Source organism: Streptomyces sp. NBC_00400 (genome assembly GCF_036048035.1).
GTDB lineage: Bacteria > Actinomycetota > Actinomycetes > Streptomycetales > Streptomycetaceae > Streptomyces.
This window is the reverse complement of record NZ_CP107940.1, coordinates 3,169,883-3,184,768: the sequence shown is the minus strand read 5'-3', so window position 1 is coordinate 3,184,768 and position 14,886 is coordinate 3,169,883. Positions and strand designations below refer to the sequence as shown.

Here is a 14,886-nt window from a genome sequence, read left to right as displayed (position 1 = left end):
GCCCCTTCCGGCTGACCGCGCCCGAGCCGATGCTGCAAGATGAGGCCGTGCATCCAGCCGAGCCTCATGCCGAGACCCCCGATCCCTCCTCCATGCGTGCGCACTACCGCGCCGAGGGACTCGTCGAGTCCGACCTCGCCGCCAGCCCCTACAACCAGTTCGCACGCTGGTTCAAGGACGCGACGGTGGCCGGTCTGCACGAGCCGAATGCGATGGTCGTCTCCACGGCGGACGCCGACGGCCGGCCGAGTTCGCGGACCGTGCTCCTCAAGGCATTCGACGACCGCGGCTTTGTGTTCTTCACCAATTACAACAGCCGGAAGGGGCGCGAACTGGCCGAAAATCCGGCCATTTCGCTGCTCTTCCCGTGGCACCCGCTCGCCCGCCAGGTCGTGGTGACCGGTACCGCGGAACGCATCGGCCGGGACGAGACCGCCGCCTACTTCCGCACCCGCCCGCACGGCTCCCAGCTCGGCGCCTGGGCCAGCGACCAGTCCGCCCCCGTCGCCTCGCGCGCGGAACTGGAGCAGGCCTACGAGGAATTGGCGGCCCGCTACCCGGAGGGCGAGCAGGTGCCGGCGCCCCCGCACTGGGGCGGGTACCGGATCGCCGCCGAGACCGTCGAATTCTGGCAGGGCCGGCTCAACCGGCTGCACGACCGGCTGCGGTATGTGCGCGAGCACGACTCCTGGCGGGTGGAGCGCCTGGCGCCCTGACGGCGGCGCCCGGGGGAGAGAACGCAAAGGGAGGGGAGAACGCAGACGACCCGCGGGCTGTTTCCTCCGCGCTCGGTGGCGCAGAGGGCCGGTCGGACGAACCGGCAGCCCGCGGGTCGGGTGACTGCTTGGGATTGGCCGGCTGCGCATCTGCAGTATGCGCTGGTCCGGCGCTGCACTTCGGGTGAAGCGACGGGCCGCTAGCCCGCAGCCACCTCACGCGTCCGGTGCGAAATCATCTGCCGAACCACCTCCCTTCTCGTGTGCTCCACAGATTAGGAAGCCGCCCGGCCGCATACAAGGGAATTTCCCGATAGCAACGATTTCCGCAAACCGGCTGTGGGGTGTGTCACGTTCCAGTTGAATGTTCCCAGGTGGAGCACGTGCGGCCGGGTTTCGTAAGGGGTGCCAGTGACTGCTTCGTCAGCTTCTTCTGCCTCGTCGGAGGCCCGCTGGTCCGCCGACGAGGCCGATGACTCGGGTCTGCTCGCCGCGCTCCTGGACGGGATGGACGCCGCCCTGGTCGCCTTCGCCGCGGACGGCACGGTCACCCACTGGAACCACGAAGCCGAACGCATCCTGGGCTGGACCACCACCGAAGCCGTCGGCCGTACGGGCCTGGCCGGCTGGGCGGTCCGCAAGGAGGACGCCGACGGGATCGACGCCGCCCTCACGGCCGCCATGCGCTCCCCGGGCCGCCAGGTACAGGAATTCGCCCTGCTGACCAAGGACGGCCACCGTGTGCTCGTCCGGACCCAGGCCTCCGCGGTCCGCGGACCCGACGGCCGGGTCGCCGGGGTGTACTGCGCCTTCAGCGAGGTGCACACCCAGATGGACCTGGAGCGGTCCATCGCGCTCAGCGAGGCGCTGTTCGAGGACGCGTCGTGGGGCGTGGTGCTGATCGACGCCGATCTGCGGCCCGCCGTCGTCAACGCACACGCCGCCCGGGCCCTGGGGGTGGGGCGCACCGCCCTGCTGGGGCGCCCCCTGGGCGAGCTGCTGGCACAGGGCGTCGAGGAGCTGGAGTGCGCCCTGCAGCACGTCCTCGCCGAGGGCGCGCCGCCGGCCGTCGCCGAGCTGTGGGTGACGCTGCGCTCGGAGGAGGCCGAGCTGCCGCGCCGGTGCTGGCGCAGCGGCTTCGTCCGGCTGGCCTCCCCGCTGGCGGAGGAGCCGGTGCCGCTGGGTGTGGCCTGGCTCTTCCAGGACGTCACGGCCGCCAAACGCGCCGAGCAGGACAGCTCCCTGCTGCGCTTCCGCGCCCATCAGCTCCACCGGGCCGGCCGGGCGGCCGCGGACTGCCCGGACCCGGCCGAGGCCGCCGCGGTCCACCTCGACTTCGCCCTGGCGGGCTTCGCCGACCACGGCCTCGTCGACCTCGCCGCGACGCCCGCGCCCGAGCCGTACGGGGCGGTCGCCGAGGACGGTCCGTACGAGGACGCCTCCGACGGCGCGCCCGACGGCGCGCCCGATGAGGGGGCCGGCGCGGAACCCGACGCGGAGGCCGAAGCGGAGTCCGGCCGGCGTCCGCGGCGGTCCGCGCCCCGGCTGGTGCGGACGCTGGCTTCCCCGGCCGGTTCGCCCGGTCCCTCGGAGCGGCTGCCGGTGACCGGGATCCCCACGCCGTACGTGCCGGGGCATCCGGCGCTCCAGGCGTACGAGCGGGGCGGTTCGGTGCGTACCAGTGCCGGTCCCGCCTCGGCCGAGGGCTGGGCGGCCGCCCGCAACTGGCCGGACGGCACCGTGCACGGGCTGTGCGTGGTGCTGCGCAGCCGGGGCCGCACGCTCGGTGTCGCGACCTTTCTGCGGGCGCCCGCGCGCCGCCCCTTCGACCGTGCGGACGCGGACTACGCGGAGGAGGTCGCGGCCCGGATCGCCGCGGCCCTCGACCTCGCGGGCGCGGCCTCGCTCTGAGGCGGGCAGCCGCTCCGGGACGGGCGGTCGGACCGGGCCGGACGGTTGTTCCGGCGGTTGTTCCGGGCCCAGCGGTTGTTCCGGGCCCAGCGGATGGACTGGGCCCAGAAGGCTGTTCCGGGCCCGACGGCTGCTCCAGGGCGGGCCGCCGCTACTGCCGGTAGAAGATCCGGTCCGCGTACTCGCTCATCACCCGGGCATTCCAGTCGTGCCCGCCGTCGACGTTCCCCGAGCGCAGCAGCGGCGGGTCGATGCCCCGCTCGGCGAGGGTGCCCGCGGCCGTCGCCACCATGGCCTGCATGATCGCGCTGGTGACGACGGTGGAGGCGGGAGCGAACGGCGCGTCGATGCCCGGCAGCGTCAACTCCGCGTCGCCGACCGGGATCCGGCTGTCCAGCACCAGGTCGCAGTGGTCCTTGAGGAAGCTGCCGGAGGCGTGCCGGGACGTGGTCGCGTCCGCGTATGCCACCGAGGTCACGCCGATGACCTTGATGCCGAGGGCGCGGGCGTTCCGCGCCATCTCGACGGGCAGCGCGTTCCGGCCGGAGAGCGAGATGATCACCAGCACATCGCCCGCCGCCAGCGGGCTGGTGTCCAGGACGGCCCCGGCCAGCCCGTCGACGCGCTCCAGGGCGCTGCCGAGCGTCGCGGGCCGTACGTCCACGCCGACCACGCCCGGGACGGACAGCAGATTCATGATGGCCAGGCCGCCCGCGCGGTAGACCGTGTCCTGCGCGGGGAGCGAGGAGTGCCCGGCGCCGAAGGAGAAGACCCGGCCGCCCGCCGCGACGGCGTCCGCGATCAGCTGCCCGGCCGCGGTGATCCGGTCGCCCTCGTCGTCGCGGACCTGCCGCAGCAGGTCGATCGCGGCGTCGAAGTACTCCCCGGCCAGCCGGTCGCTCCGGTCGCTCTCAGCCATGGACGCGGGCCCCTCTCGTCGGGCCGCGCCGTAGGGCGCGGCGCACGGCGCATCTCGTCGTATCTGATCAGTGGCGCGGATCACGTTGCGGTCCGGACCGGTGCCCTGTCAATACAGCCGTGGGGGGACGGCCCGGAGACGAGGAGGCACCGTTGTCGGCGGGATGCGTCAGAATTGAGTTCAGGGCCACCGCACCACACATCAAGGGGCACGCATGTCCGGACTGATCGACACCACGGAGATGTATCTCCGCACCATCCTCGAACTCGAGGAGGAAGGTGTGGTGCCCATGCGCGCCCGCATCGCGGAGCGGCTTGAACAGAGCGGCCCGACGGTGAGCCAGACGGTCGCGCGCATGGAGCGGGACGGGCTGCTGACGGTCGCGGGCGACCGTCATCTGGAGCTGACGGAGGAGGGCCGCCGGCTCGCGACGCGGGTGATGCGCAAGCACCGCCTCGCCGAGTGCCTGCTCGTCGACGTCATCGGGCTCGAATGGGAGCAGGTGCACGCCGAGGCGTGCCGCTGGGAGCACGTGATGAGCGAGGCGGTCGAGCGCCGCGTCGTGGAGCTGCTGCGGCATCCGACGGAGTCGCCGTACGGCAACCCCATTCCGGGGCTGGAAGAGCTCGGCGAGAAGGCCGGGGGCGACCCGTTCCTGGATGCCGGGATGGTGAGCCTGATGGATCTGGACGCCGGGGCCGACGGCAAGACGGCCGTGGTGCGCCGGATCGGCGAGCCGATCCAGGCGGACGCCCAGCTGATGTACACCCTCCGGCGGGCCGGTGTGCAGCCGGGCGCGGTGGTGAGCGTGACGGAGTCGTCGGCCGGGGTGCTGGTCGGCAGCAGCGGCGAGGCCGCCGAGCTGGATTCCGAGATCGCCGCCCATGTGTTTGTCGCCAAGCGCTGAAAGCAGTTTCAGCCTCTTTCTTGTCGGCCCTCCCGGCCGAAGCCTCCCCGCGAGCCCGCTGAACTGCGCCGATGCGCCGCTCAGCGGGCTCGGCAAGTTCTTTCCGGTTGAACGGACTTGTGCGAATCCGTGCGATACAGCCGGTCTCGTGCCACGCTGACGCATGGCCATGCATCGGCCTGTCCTGGCCGGGGAGGGGGTTCGGATGCATCCACGCATGACGGAGACAGTCAGGGCCCCGGCGCTGCGAGCAGCCGGGGCCCTGCCTCCCCATGTCCCCCACCCAAGACCCGGAGCCCCGAGCTCCCAGGGTCTTCCCCCGCGGGCCCCCTTCCCGGTAGGGCCCGCCTCCCGGCAGATGTCTCCCCGTGGCGGGCGCGGCCAATCCTTGAGTGAGGTCACTCGAACGAGGGGTATTGCGCGCCGAAACGGTGCGTTCGAATAGAGGTTCGATAGTGTGGAGCTGCTCAAGGGACGATTGGGGGTGCCAAGGCACATGGTGCAGCGCATCGATGTCACAGGGGCCGGCGGAGTAGGCCTCGCCGCCTGGGAATTCACCGACCCGCCCAAGATCGGCGGCGGGCTGGAGGAGAGCGAGCAACGGCCTGGCGTACTCCTGCTCCATGGCCTGATGGGCCGCGCCTCGCACTGGGCGGCCACCGCGCGCCGTCTGAGCGCGCGCCACCGCCCCGTCGCGCTGGACCAGCGGGGCCACGGCCGCAGCGACAAGCCCGCCGAGGGGCCGTACGACCGCGAGGCGTACGTCGATGACGCCATCGTGGCCATCGAGCAGCTGGGCCTCGCCCCGGTCGCCCTTGTCGGGCACGCCATGGGCGCCCTGACGGCGTGGCAGTTAGCGGCCCGAAGACCGGATCTGGTCAGTGCGCTGGTCATCTGCGACATGCGGGCCTCGGCGCTCGGGGCGGCCTCGCAGCACGAGTGGACCGAATGGTTCCGCTCCTGGCCGGTGCCGTTCGCCACCCTCGCGGACGTCCGCAGGTGGTTCGGCGAGGACGACCCGACCCTGGAGCGGCCCAGACCCGCCCGCGGCGAGTTCTTCGCCGAGGTGATGGCCGAGCGCGCCGACGGCTGGCGCCCGGTCTTCTCCCGCCGGCAGATGCTCACCGCCCGCGAGACCTGGGTGCACGACGCCCATTGGGAAGAGCTCGCCCAAGTCCCGTGCCCGACCCTGGTCGTCCGCGGCCTCGATGCCGAACTGGGCCGTGCCGAGGCCATGGAGATGGTCCGGGTGCTGCCGCGCGGCGCCTACGCCGAAATCCCCGACGCCGGCCATCTGCTCCCCTGGGAACAACCCGACGCCTGGTGCGCCGCCATCGAACCCTTTCTCCGTACGGCCACGATGCCCGGCTGAGCGGCACACGGCACACGGCACACGGCCCGCGCGGCGAGGCATTGCCGCAGGGCAGCGCGGGCCGTGTGCCCGGCGGCGGGGAGCGCGCCAGGCGGGCCCGCCCCGTCCGGCCCGCCGGCTTCCCGGTCCGCCCGGTTCCCGGTCCGGCCCGCCCCGTCCGCCGCGTGTTCTCAGGCCTTGCTGACCGCCACCAGAATCTCCGGCAGCCGCCGCGCCACCCGGGGCGCCGCCACCCGCAGTCCCAGCTCCGCGATGCCCACGCCGTAGACCGCGCCGACCGGCAGCAGCACCCACAGCAGAGCGTGCAGACCGGCGACATGCAGCCAGATGGTCAGGCCCAGCAGCGGCGCGCACAGCACGGCGCCCACCAGCACCCCGCCGAAGAGGCTGAACCAGGCGATCGCGCCCTGTCCCGGCGCGACGTTCTTGTTGCCCTCCGAGGGGATCGAGTAGGGGAAGACCGCCGACGACAGCGCCCCGGTCGCCATCAGCGCACCCAGCACGGCCAGCGAGAGCCCGTACACCTCCGCGAAGTCCGACCACGGCCCGATGACGGCGGCGGTGCCGGCCACGACCAGCGTGACGTACGGGACGGCCACCAGCGCCAGCGCGCAGGCGCGCGCCCGCAGTTCCCGGTAGGCGTCCCGCGGGGTGGCGATCGTCGAGGCGACCATCCAGAACGCCGAGGTGTCCTGCCCGAACTGGTTGTACATCTGCGACCCGAGCAGCGCCGACGCCGAGAACGACGTATAGATGCTGCCGTTGCCCTGCGCGGCCGAGACGGCCGGCAACAGCAGGCCGACGCCGAGCGCGGTCGCCCACGCCATCTTCGACTTGGGGTCGCGCCAGGCGTAGCGCAGCGTCCGGAGCATGACCGCACCGGTCCGCCCGTCCGGCAGCAGCCGCCCGAGCCCCCGCTCCCTCGCGCCGGCCCGGCGTGCGCTGTCCTTCTCCACCGCCTGGAGGGTCGAGGAGTCCGGGGCCGTCATCAGGGTGGTCAGGGTGCGCTGCCACCACCACAGCAGCAGGACCAGCGCCAGTGCCGCCAGCGCCAGGCCGGCCAGCGCCCGCCCGTACGCCCCGTGTCCGGCGTCCTCGACGGCGCTGACCGCCGAGGCCGGCGGCACCCAGCGCAGCACCTCGCCCACCGGCTCCAATACGGACAGGCCGTCCGGCCGGCCCAGCTTCTGGGCGGCGATATTGATGCCCTGGGCGCCGATGGCGATGAACAGGCCGCCCAGTACGGCGAGATCACGGCCACGGCGGCTGGTCAGCAGCCGCACCGACGCGGTGGCGACCGCCCGTGCCAGCGACACGCACACCAGCACCACCAGGACGACGGCCACCACACCCACGGCCGCGGCGGCCGGGCCGTCGGCGACCGCGATCACCGAGCCGGCCGCCAGCGCCAGGGTGACGACCGGGCCGATGCCGACGAGCGAGGCCACCAGCAGCGACACGATCAGGGGCCGCGGCCGCAGCGGCAGCATCACCAGCCGGGTCGGATCCAGCGTCTCGTCGCCCGTGGGGAAGAACAGCGGCATCACCGCCCAGCCCAGGGTGAGGATCCCGGTGAGCAGAACGACCAGCGCGCCGACATGCGCGGTGCCGCGCAGCGCGATCAGCCCCAGCACGACACCCGCGGTGAACAGCAGGCCGACGATGACGGACGCGATGTAGGCCAGCGCGCGCCCGGTGGACTGCCGCAGCCCGTTGCGCAGCAGCGACAGCTTCAGCCGGACGAAGACGCCGGTCAGGGACGGGGCAGGGGCGACGGCCGGTCCTGCGGTCGCCACGGGGGATTCGGTGCTCATCGGGCGCCGCCACCGCCCAGCCAGTCGAGGTTCGCTCCCGGACCGCGGCCCCGTGCGCCGACGAGTTCGAGGAACGCGTCCTGCAGCGAGGGCGCCGCGCCCCGTACCTCCGCGAGCGGGCCGTCCGCACGGATCCGCCCGGCGGCGATCACCGCGACCCAGTCGCACAGCGACTCGACCAGCTCCATCACATGGCTGGAGAAGATCACGGTCGCCCCGGAGGCGGTATAGCGCTCCAGCACCCCGCGGATGGTCTGCGCCGACACCGGGTCGACGCCCTCGAAGGGCTCGTCGAGGAAGAGGATTTCGGGGTTGTGCAGCAGCGCCGCCGCCAGCCCGATCTTCTTGCGCATACCGGTGGAGTAGTCCACCACCAGCTTGTTCTGCGCGCCCGCCAGATCGAGCACGTCCAGCAGCTGCCCGGCGCGCTTGTCCACCTCGTCGCCCGGCAGGCCGCGCAACCGGCCTATGTAGCCGAGGAGTTCACGCCCGGAGAGCCGTTCGAAGAGCCGCAGCCCCTCGGGCAGCACCCCGATCCGGGACTTGACGGACACCGGGTCCTGCCAGACGTCGTGCCCGCCGATCTCGACCAGCCCGGCGTCCGGTCGCAGCAGGCCCGTCACCATGGACAGCGTGGTGGTCTTGCCGGCGCCGTTGGGGCCGACCAGACCGATGAAGCGCCCGGCCGGCAGCGTCAGATCGATGCCGTTGACGGCGATCTGCTCGCCGAACTTCTTCCACAGCCCCTGGATGCGTACGGCGGGCGGGCCGGCCGCGGCGCCCCCAAAGGCCCCGGCCGCCCCGCCCGGAGAGACGGTCGACGGGGGCTCCGGCGGCACCGCCCCGGCCTGCTGATCGAGGTGCGGATCGACGCGCCGATCGAGGTGCGGATCGAGGTGCTGATCGATGTCTTCCGGCTCGTTCGCCACCGGCCCTGCCCTTCGACGTCCCCGCAGAGGCCGTCCTGGCCCCCGTCAGGGACCCCACGATACGACCGGGTACCGGAGGCCGCCGGGCGATGGACGCCCCCGGGGACAGTGGGACCGGCCGGCCCGGACAGTGGACCCGGCCGGTCCGGATCAGCGCCCCCGGGCCGCGACCGCGTCCCGTGCGCAGGCGTACGCGAGCGGGCTGATCAGCTCCTCGGCGTCCGGCAGCCAGCGGTTGGTGGCGGTGGGGCGGCGCGCCCACTGCACCGACCCGTGCGCGCCCACCCGGGTCGGCGGTGCGGCGATGTACTCGCCCTCGCCGCGGCAGATCAGATCGAGCGCGGCCGGCGCCCAGCCGAGGTTCCGTACCAGCGCCGGGACCTTCACCGAGGCACCGGGAAGGACGAGAAAGAGCATCCGCCGGCCGGGGGTGCGGGTCACCGGTCCCAGCGGCAGCGCCATCCGTTCCATACGGGCCAGCGCCAGACAGCCCGCGGTCTCGGGGACATCCAGCGCCTCGAAGGCCCGGCCCGTCGGCAGCAGGATCGAGGCCCGCGGCTGCTTGCTCCACATCCGGCGGACGGCGGTGGCGCTGCCGGTGGCCTGTCCGGCCCAGCCGGGGGCGGTCGGGTGCGCGCCGGGCGCCGCGCAGTCACCGGCGTCGCACGAGCAGCGCAGTGTGTCGCCGTCGTGTTCCAGCCATGCGCCGGGGAACACGTCCCAATGCCGTTCCTCCGCGTAACGCACCGCGGTGTCGAGCAGCTCCTCGCCACGCTGCTTGCCGCGCTGCCCGGGGATCTGCGAGGTACCTGTAACTCCTATGGTCTCTTCCACGCTGAGGACAACTTCCGGTGTCACCAAGGGTTACGGCCGGACGGTTGGCCCCCCGGCGCATCGTTCTCGCACGTGGGGCGCATGGGTGCACCGGTGGGGGCGCATATGCGGGCGGGACCCGGGGAGCGGGTAGCCACCTGCCTGACGGGCGGAGAGGCCGCCCGGCGGCAGGCCGAAGTGCACCCGGGGGAGCCCGGCACGGCGGCGCCGCGATCTGTGCACGGCACCGCGCACCCTCCCTACTCGTGAACGAGCGCTGCGCACCGGGGATGCTCCGGACAGGGCCTAAAACGCTCACAACTGAGCATCCGCTGCAAAGTGCGTATCACTCTGATCTCTCCTATCGCGCATATCCCGGACCTCTCGGATATCCGGCATATTCACGGGGAATCGATCACGAGGAACGGCGTTCGCCGGTGAACGCACAGCGGTACTCAGGGGGTACATGCATGGCCGCCAGGCCACTCGTCGCACGCCAGCCCAACGAACGGCTGCAGACGCTGATCCAGGAAGCCGCCTGCTCCAACGCGGGGCTCGCCCGCCGCGTCAACATGTGCGGCGCGGAGCACGGTCTCGACCTCCGCTACGACAAGACCTCCGTGGCCCGGTGGCTGCGCGGGCAGCAGCCGCGGGGCCGCGCTCCGGCCGTCATCGCGGAGGCGCTGGGGCGCAAGCTGGGGCGCACGGTCACCATCGACGAGATCGGGATGGCCGACGGCAAGAACCTCGCCTCCGGGGTGGGACTGCAGTTCTCGCCGACCGTCCTCGGGGCCATCGAGCAGGTCTGCGAGCTGTGGCGCAGCGACGTCGGGCGGCGCGACTTCCTCAGCGGTTCCACGGTCGCGGCCTCCGCCCTGGTCGAGCCCAGCCGCGACTGGCTGATCACCGGAGCGGACAGCCAGGTCGCCCGGAACGCCGGTGCCCGGGTCGGGATCTCGGACGTCGAGGCGGTACGCGCCATGACCACGGCGCTCAGCGAACTCGACCACCGCTTCGGCGCCGGGCACGTCAGGCCGGTCGTCGTGCACTACCTCAACAGCGTGGTCTCGGGGCTGCTGGCCGGCTCGTACCGCGAGTCCGTCGGACGGGAACTCTTCGCCGCCGTCGCGCGGTTGACCGAACTGGGCGGCTATATGGCCGTCGACACCGGCCAGCCCGGCCTCGCCCAGCGCTACTACATCCAGGCGCTGCGGCTGGCCCAGGCGGCCGGCGACCGCGGCTACGGCGGTTACGTCCTGGCCGCGAGCATGAGCCACCTCGCCGCCTCGCTCGGCAATCCCCGGGAGATCGCCCAGCTCGCACGGGCCGCCCAGGAGGGCGCCCGGGGCCATGTCACCCCGCGGGCCGAGGCGATGTTCTGCGCGGCGGAGGCACGCGGACACGCCCTGATGGGCGACGGCCGGGCTTTCCAGGTGGTGGCCGGCCGGGCGGTCGCCGCGATGGAGCGCGCCGACGCGTCGGCCGAGGCGGGCGACGACCCGGTCTGGATCTCGCACTTCGACCAGGCGTATCTGGCCGATGAACTCGCCCACTGTCACCGCGACCTGGGGCAGCCGGGGCCCGCCGGACAGCGTGCGCAGGAGGCGCTGGACGGGCACCCGGAGGGCCGGGCGCGGCGGCGGGCCATCGGTCTGCTGCTGCTGGCCGGTGCGCAGGCGCAGCAGCGGGAGGTGGAGCAGGCCTGCCATACGGGCACCCGGGCGGTGGAGCTGCTGAGCGGGCTGCGTACGGACCGCGGTGCGGAGTATCTGGAGGACTTCCAGCTGCGCCTGGAGCCTTTCCGGGACGAACCGGTGGTGCGGGAATTCAGCAGCCGGCTGGAGCTGCGGGCCACGGCGGCGGCGTGAACGGCGCCGCGGGAAGCGTGAACAACGCCTCATCGCGGGAGCGGCGGCGGCACGGAAAAGGAGCGGCCCCTTCGGCGTAGGGCTTCGTTGTGCAGCGTCGTTGTACGGCTTTGTTGTACGGCTTTGTTGTACAGCGTCGGGTATGTCGCACGCCGTCGGGCGGGCCGCGCGCCGGGCTCGCCCGGTGCGTGCCGGGGGCGGCCGGGGGTGGTGACCAGGCGACGTGGTCGAACGTTGCTGCGACCCGGTAGCGTGCAGCCGACGATTCCGTAGGTCTGCACGTTGGTAGGAGTCACGGTGACGCAGAGCGGACAGGGTCACGACCCGCAGAATTCTGCGGCCGGTCCCGCGCGAGAGGGCATTGTGCTGCCCGCCAACGGTGAGCCCTGGGTGCCCGACCAGCAGGCCGCACCGCCGGCCGGGCAGCCGTGGGGCCAGCCCTGGGGACCCGGCCCGCAGGCCGCGCCCGCCCCGCAGCAGGGGTACGGCGAGGCGCCCGGCCAGTACGGCGAGGCGCCCGGCCAGTACGGCGAGGCGCCCGGCCCGCAGCAGGCGCAGACGTACGGCCAGGGGTACCAGCAGCCTCAGCCGCAGGCGCATGCCCAGGGGCAGGGGCAGGGGCAGCAGGGTTACGGCCAGGGCCCGCAGGGATACGCCCCGGAGCAGGGGCAGCACGCCCAGCAGCCCCAGGCCTCCCAGCCCTCTCATGCCTCCCCGGCGCCCGCCCAGCCGCAGCAGCCGCAGCAGTCGCAGGGCGGCCAGGGCTTCCCGGCGGCGCCCCAGGGGCAGCCTCCGGTACCGCCGCTGCCGCCCTCGATGCCGCAGCAGGCGCCCCAGCCGCCTCAGCAGTCGCAGCAGGCCCAGCAGCAGTACGGGCAGCCGCCGCAGGGCCCGTCCGGAGAGCTGGTGCGGGCGACCCCGCAGACCGGTGCGCCGCTGCCGCCCGCCGCGAGCGACGCGGAGGCCACTGCGCTCATCCCCCCTTTCGACGAGCAGTCCGGCTTCGACAAGCAGCCCGGCGGCCCGGGTGCCGCGCCGCTGCCGCCCGAGGCGGGCACCCGGCCCGAGACGCCCGACGAATCCACCACGATGCTGCGCGCCATCAAGCCGAACCAGGCCAGGCCCCAGGGCCAGGGCCAGGCCCAGCCGATGCCGCAGTCGCAGCCGATGCCCGGTGCCCAGGGCGCGGGTGACGCCGAGGCCACCCAGCTCATCGCGCCGGTCGGCGCCGCCGCACCGCCCCCGCCGCCCGGCGCGCCGTACGGCGTCCGCCCGGGCGCGCCCGGCGACCGTCCCACCCCCGCCGAGTTCGACGGCCTGTTCCGTGACGGGCCGGGCGCACCCGGTCAGCCCGGCGCCCCGGACTCCACCGCACAGCTGCCGCGCTTCGAGGACCCGGGCCGCCCGCCGTACGGCCAGCAGGGCCAGGGCCAGGGCTACCAGGGCCAGCAGTTCCCGCCCGGCGGCTACGACCAGCCGGCCTCGTACGACGACGACGGTGGCGGCCGCCGCCGGCTCGCCCCGGCCGTGATCGTCGGCATCGTCATCGTGACGCTCGCGGGGGCCGGTCTCGGCCTCGGCTGGGCGCTGAGCGGGGGAAGCGACGAGCCCGCCGCGAAGAAGCAGGACGCCGGAGCGGGCACGACGAAGGCGGCCAAGGACTCGGAGCAGCCGAAGCCGTCCGCCGATCCCGCCGAGGCACAGGCCAAGGGCCTGGACGCGCTGCTGGGCGACAGCAACAACAGCCGTTCCTCGGTGATCGGCGCCGTCAACAGCATCAAGTCCTGCAGCAACCTCGGCGGCGCGGCCAAGGACCTGCGCGCCGCGGCCGGCCAGCGCAACGACCTGGTGAAGCGGCTGCAGCAGCTGCCCGTCGACAAGATCCCGAACCACGCCCAGCTGACCGCCATGCTGACCAAGGCCTGGCAGTCCTCGGCGGCCGCGGACAACCATTACGCGGCCTGGGCCGGCCAGGTCGGCAGCAAGAAGGGCTGCCACAAGGGCAAGGCCCGGCTCAGCGGACAGACCGCCCAGGGCAATGCGGCCAGCGGCCAGGCGACCACGGCCAAGAAGCAGGCGGCCCAGATCTGGAACCCGCTCGCCAAGAAGTACGGCCTGACGGAGCGCCGCCCCGAACAGCTCTGAGCAGGGGCAGTCGCAGGGCCAGAGGCAGAGGTAGGGGCAGGCGCAGGGATATCAGCTGTCCGTGCGCCGCCGCTCCAGCGTCTTGGTGACATTCACGAAGCCGTCCTGGGCGGCGATCAACTCGCCGTCCCTGACGACCTGGTAGGTCACCATCCCGTTCACGATGCGCGGGAAGTCCTGGACGGCGAGCATGTCGTCGTCCCGCCAGCGCAGCTTCGGGGTGAGGCCGCCGGTGTCGATGGCGTGGTCACCGCGGTCCAGCGTCGTCTGCAGGGCGTGCGGGGTGATGTCGTCCACGCCCGCGTCGTCGAGCTGCCCGATCAGGGCGCGCAGGACGGTGTAGGCGATCCAGGTCGTCTGGACGCCCTGGTCGGCCGGGTCGATGCGGTTGTCGTCGAAGGCGAAGTCGTTGATGACCTTGCGCATCGGCTGCCAGCGCGGATCGTGCGCGACCGGGTACCAGCCGGTGATGTCCGCGTCCTCCAGCGGCCCGGCGCTGCCGCCCGTACGGTTCAGCAGCGACTGGCCGACGCTGCCCAGGACGGAGGCGACCCGCACCTTGGGACGGTCCTCCTGCAGCCGCCGGAACGAGTCGAAGAACGTGTCCGTGTGGTCGCCGAGCGAGGCGGCCACACAGGAGCCGGGCACCTTGCCGTCGGCCGCCGAGGTGCCGTGGACGGCCGGGTCGGCATCCACCCCGTCCAGTGCGCGGTTCACCTCGGACGAGTAGTCGGTACCGTCCTCGGGCGCCTTGATGTCCTTGGCCGGGTGCCGATGGCCGCTCTGGAGGCCGGAGTTGAGCAGGGACGGCATCTGGTCGCCCTGGATGGTGTCCGGCCGGACGAGCGCGACGCGCGAGCAGTCGTGTGCCAGCTGGCGGCCGTTGCCGGCGAGCAGGGAGGCCTGGCCGCCGTTGACCGGGTAGGACAGCGGGCTCTCGAACTCCTCGTCCGAGGCCCCGTAGCCGCCGATGAAGGGGATCCCCTTGACCTCCAGCGGCGACATGAACGAGCGGCCGAACTGGCTGTACGAGCCGACGACGGCGACGGCGCCCTCGGTCACCGCGCGCTGGGCGCAGTGCGCCGCGGTCACCGAGTCGTTCTGCTCGTTGCAGGTCAGCACCTTCAGATGGTGGCCCCGGATACCGCCCCGGGAGTTGACCCAGCGGGCGTAGGCCTGCGCCATGGCCGGCATCCCCGGCATATTGGTCGCCTTGGTGCCCTCGGGAGCCCAGGTCATCACCGTGACCGGCGCCTTGTCCCCCACATCCTCCGCCGCCCCGGCGGGCGAGCCGCAGCCCGAGAGCAGCGACGCAAGGACCGCCGTACACGCCGCCGCCGAAGCGGTGGTGGCCGCGGGAACCGAGGAGAAGGGGCGGGGGAGGGGGCGTCGCCGTCCGGTCATGGCACAGCAGCCTTCCGTCTTGCCCGGAACGGGCTGGTGACGACGAGGCAATGCTCGGTGACGCAGAGGTGAACTCCGGGGGGCAGCT

At 73.1% G+C, this 14,886-nt stretch carries 11 protein-coding genes; 6 read left to right on the top strand and 5 right to left on the bottom strand.

The window, feature by feature from the left end:
* The first annotated feature begins 29 nt into the window (after positions 1 to 29).
* Positions 30 to 716 carry a pyridoxamine 5'-phosphate oxidase gene (pdxH, locus tag OHS81_RS13870; RefSeq protein WP_443058699.1) on the top strand — a complete coding sequence of 229 codons (687 nt, stop codon included), beginning with the start codon at positions 30 to 32 and terminating at the stop codon, positions 714 to 716.
* Between the two features lie 507 nt (positions 717 to 1,223).
* Positions 1,224 to 2,627 carry a PAS domain-containing protein gene (locus OHS81_RS13865; protein ID WP_443058850.1) on the top strand — a complete coding sequence of 468 codons (1,404 nt, stop codon included), beginning with the start codon at positions 1,224 to 1,226 and terminating at the stop codon, positions 2,625 to 2,627.
* Positions 2,628 to 2,778: 151 nt separating this feature from the next.
* On the opposite strand, the gene OHS81_RS13860 is transcribed toward OHS81_RS13865, so the two are convergent.
* The gene (locus OHS81_RS13860) at positions 2,779 to 3,546 is read right to left on the bottom strand and encodes an SIS domain-containing protein (protein ID WP_328385084.1); all 768 of its coding nucleotides are present in this window, start codon (positions 3,544 to 3,546) and stop codon (positions 2,779 to 2,781) included.
* Between the two features lie 214 nt (positions 3,547 to 3,760).
* On the opposite strand from OHS81_RS13860, the gene OHS81_RS13855 reads away from it, so the two are divergent.
* Together OHS81_RS13855 and OHS81_RS13850 are read left to right on the top strand one after the other, a co-directional pair.
* Complete coding sequence (locus OHS81_RS13855; protein WP_328385083.1) at positions 3,761 to 4,453, top strand: metal-dependent transcriptional regulator; 693 nt, start codon at positions 3,761 to 3,763, stop codon at positions 4,451 to 4,453.
* 496 nt (positions 4,454 to 4,949) lie between these two features.
* Positions 4,950 to 5,825 carry an alpha/beta fold hydrolase gene (locus OHS81_RS13850; protein WP_328385082.1) on the top strand — a complete coding sequence of 292 codons (876 nt, stop codon included), beginning with the start codon at positions 4,950 to 4,952 and terminating at the stop codon, positions 5,823 to 5,825.
* 170 nt (positions 5,826 to 5,995) lie between these two features.
* Here the strand turns inward: OHS81_RS13850 and OHS81_RS13845 are convergent, their stop codons facing one another.
* The 3 genes from OHS81_RS13845 to OHS81_RS13835 all read right to left on the bottom strand — a co-directional run bounded on the left by OHS81_RS13845 (position 5,996) and on the right by OHS81_RS13835 (position 9,402).
* Positions 5,996 to 7,639 carry a transporter gene (locus OHS81_RS13845; protein ID WP_328385081.1) on the bottom strand — a complete coding sequence of 548 codons (1,644 nt, stop codon included), beginning with the start codon at positions 7,637 to 7,639 and terminating at the stop codon, positions 5,996 to 5,998.
* Positions 7,636 to 8,478 carry an ABC transporter ATP-binding protein gene (locus tag OHS81_RS13840; protein WP_443058849.1) on the bottom strand — a complete coding sequence of 281 codons (843 nt, stop codon included), beginning with the start codon at positions 8,476 to 8,478 and terminating at the stop codon, positions 7,636 to 7,638. The genes OHS81_RS13845 and OHS81_RS13840 overlap by 4 nt, the downstream gene beginning before the upstream one ends.
* Positions 8,479 to 8,718: 240 nt before the next feature.
* Positions 8,719 to 9,402, bottom strand: coding sequence for a bifunctional DNA primase/polymerase (locus OHS81_RS13835; RefSeq protein WP_328385080.1), 684 nt, complete (start codon positions 9,400 to 9,402; stop codon positions 8,719 to 8,721).
* Between the two features lie 449 nt (positions 9,403 to 9,851).
* Here OHS81_RS13835 and OHS81_RS13830 point away from each other — a divergent pair, with 449 nt between their 5' ends.
* Together OHS81_RS13830 and OHS81_RS13825 are read left to right on the top strand one after the other, a co-directional pair.
* Positions 9,852 to 11,249: a transcriptional regulator gene (locus tag OHS81_RS13830; RefSeq protein ID WP_328385079.1), complete on the top strand. Its 1,398-nt coding sequence runs from the start codon at positions 9,852 to 9,854 to the stop codon at positions 11,247 to 11,249.
* A 297-nt stretch (positions 11,250 to 11,546) separates the two neighbouring features.
* Positions 11,547 to 13,394: a hypothetical protein gene (locus tag OHS81_RS13825; RefSeq protein ID WP_328385078.1), complete on the top strand. Its 1,848-nt coding sequence runs from the start codon at positions 11,547 to 11,549 to the stop codon at positions 13,392 to 13,394.
* A 51-nt stretch (positions 13,395 to 13,445) separates the two neighbouring features.
* Here the strand turns inward: OHS81_RS13825 and OHS81_RS13820 are convergent, their stop codons facing one another.
* Positions 13,446 to 14,798, bottom strand: a complete 1,353-nt coding sequence (locus tag OHS81_RS13820) for an ABC transporter substrate-binding protein (RefSeq protein WP_328385077.1) — start codon at positions 14,796 to 14,798, stop codon at positions 13,446 to 13,448.
* Positions 14,799 to 14,886 lie beyond the last annotated feature (88 nt).

Coding starts and splice junctions, on each gene's coding strand:
- OHS81_RS13820 (WP_328385077.1), bottom strand. CDS start 14,798: ATGACCGGACGGCGACGCCCCCTCCCCCGCCCCTTCTCCTCGGTTCCC.
- OHS81_RS13850 (WP_328385082.1), top strand. CDS start 4,950: ATGGTGCAGCGCATCGATGTCACAGGGGCCGGCGGAGTAGGCCTCGCC.
- pdxH (WP_443058699.1), top strand. CDS start 30: ATGCTGCAAGATGAGGCCGTGCATCCAGCCGAGCCTCATGCCGAGACC.
- OHS81_RS13860 (WP_328385084.1), bottom strand. CDS start 3,546: ATGGCTGAGAGCGACCGGAGCGACCGGCTGGCCGGGGAGTACTTCGAC.
- OHS81_RS13845 (WP_328385081.1), bottom strand. CDS start 7,639: ATGAGCACCGAATCCCCCGTGGCGACCGCAGGACCGGCCGTCGCCCCT.
- OHS81_RS13855 (WP_328385083.1), top strand. CDS start 3,761: ATGTCCGGACTGATCGACACCACGGAGATGTATCTCCGCACCATCCTC.
- OHS81_RS13830 (WP_328385079.1), top strand. CDS start 9,852: ATGGCCGCCAGGCCACTCGTCGCACGCCAGCCCAACGAACGGCTGCAG.
- OHS81_RS13865 (WP_443058850.1), top strand. CDS start 1,224: ATGGACGCCGCCCTGGTCGCCTTCGCCGCGGACGGCACGGTCACCCAC.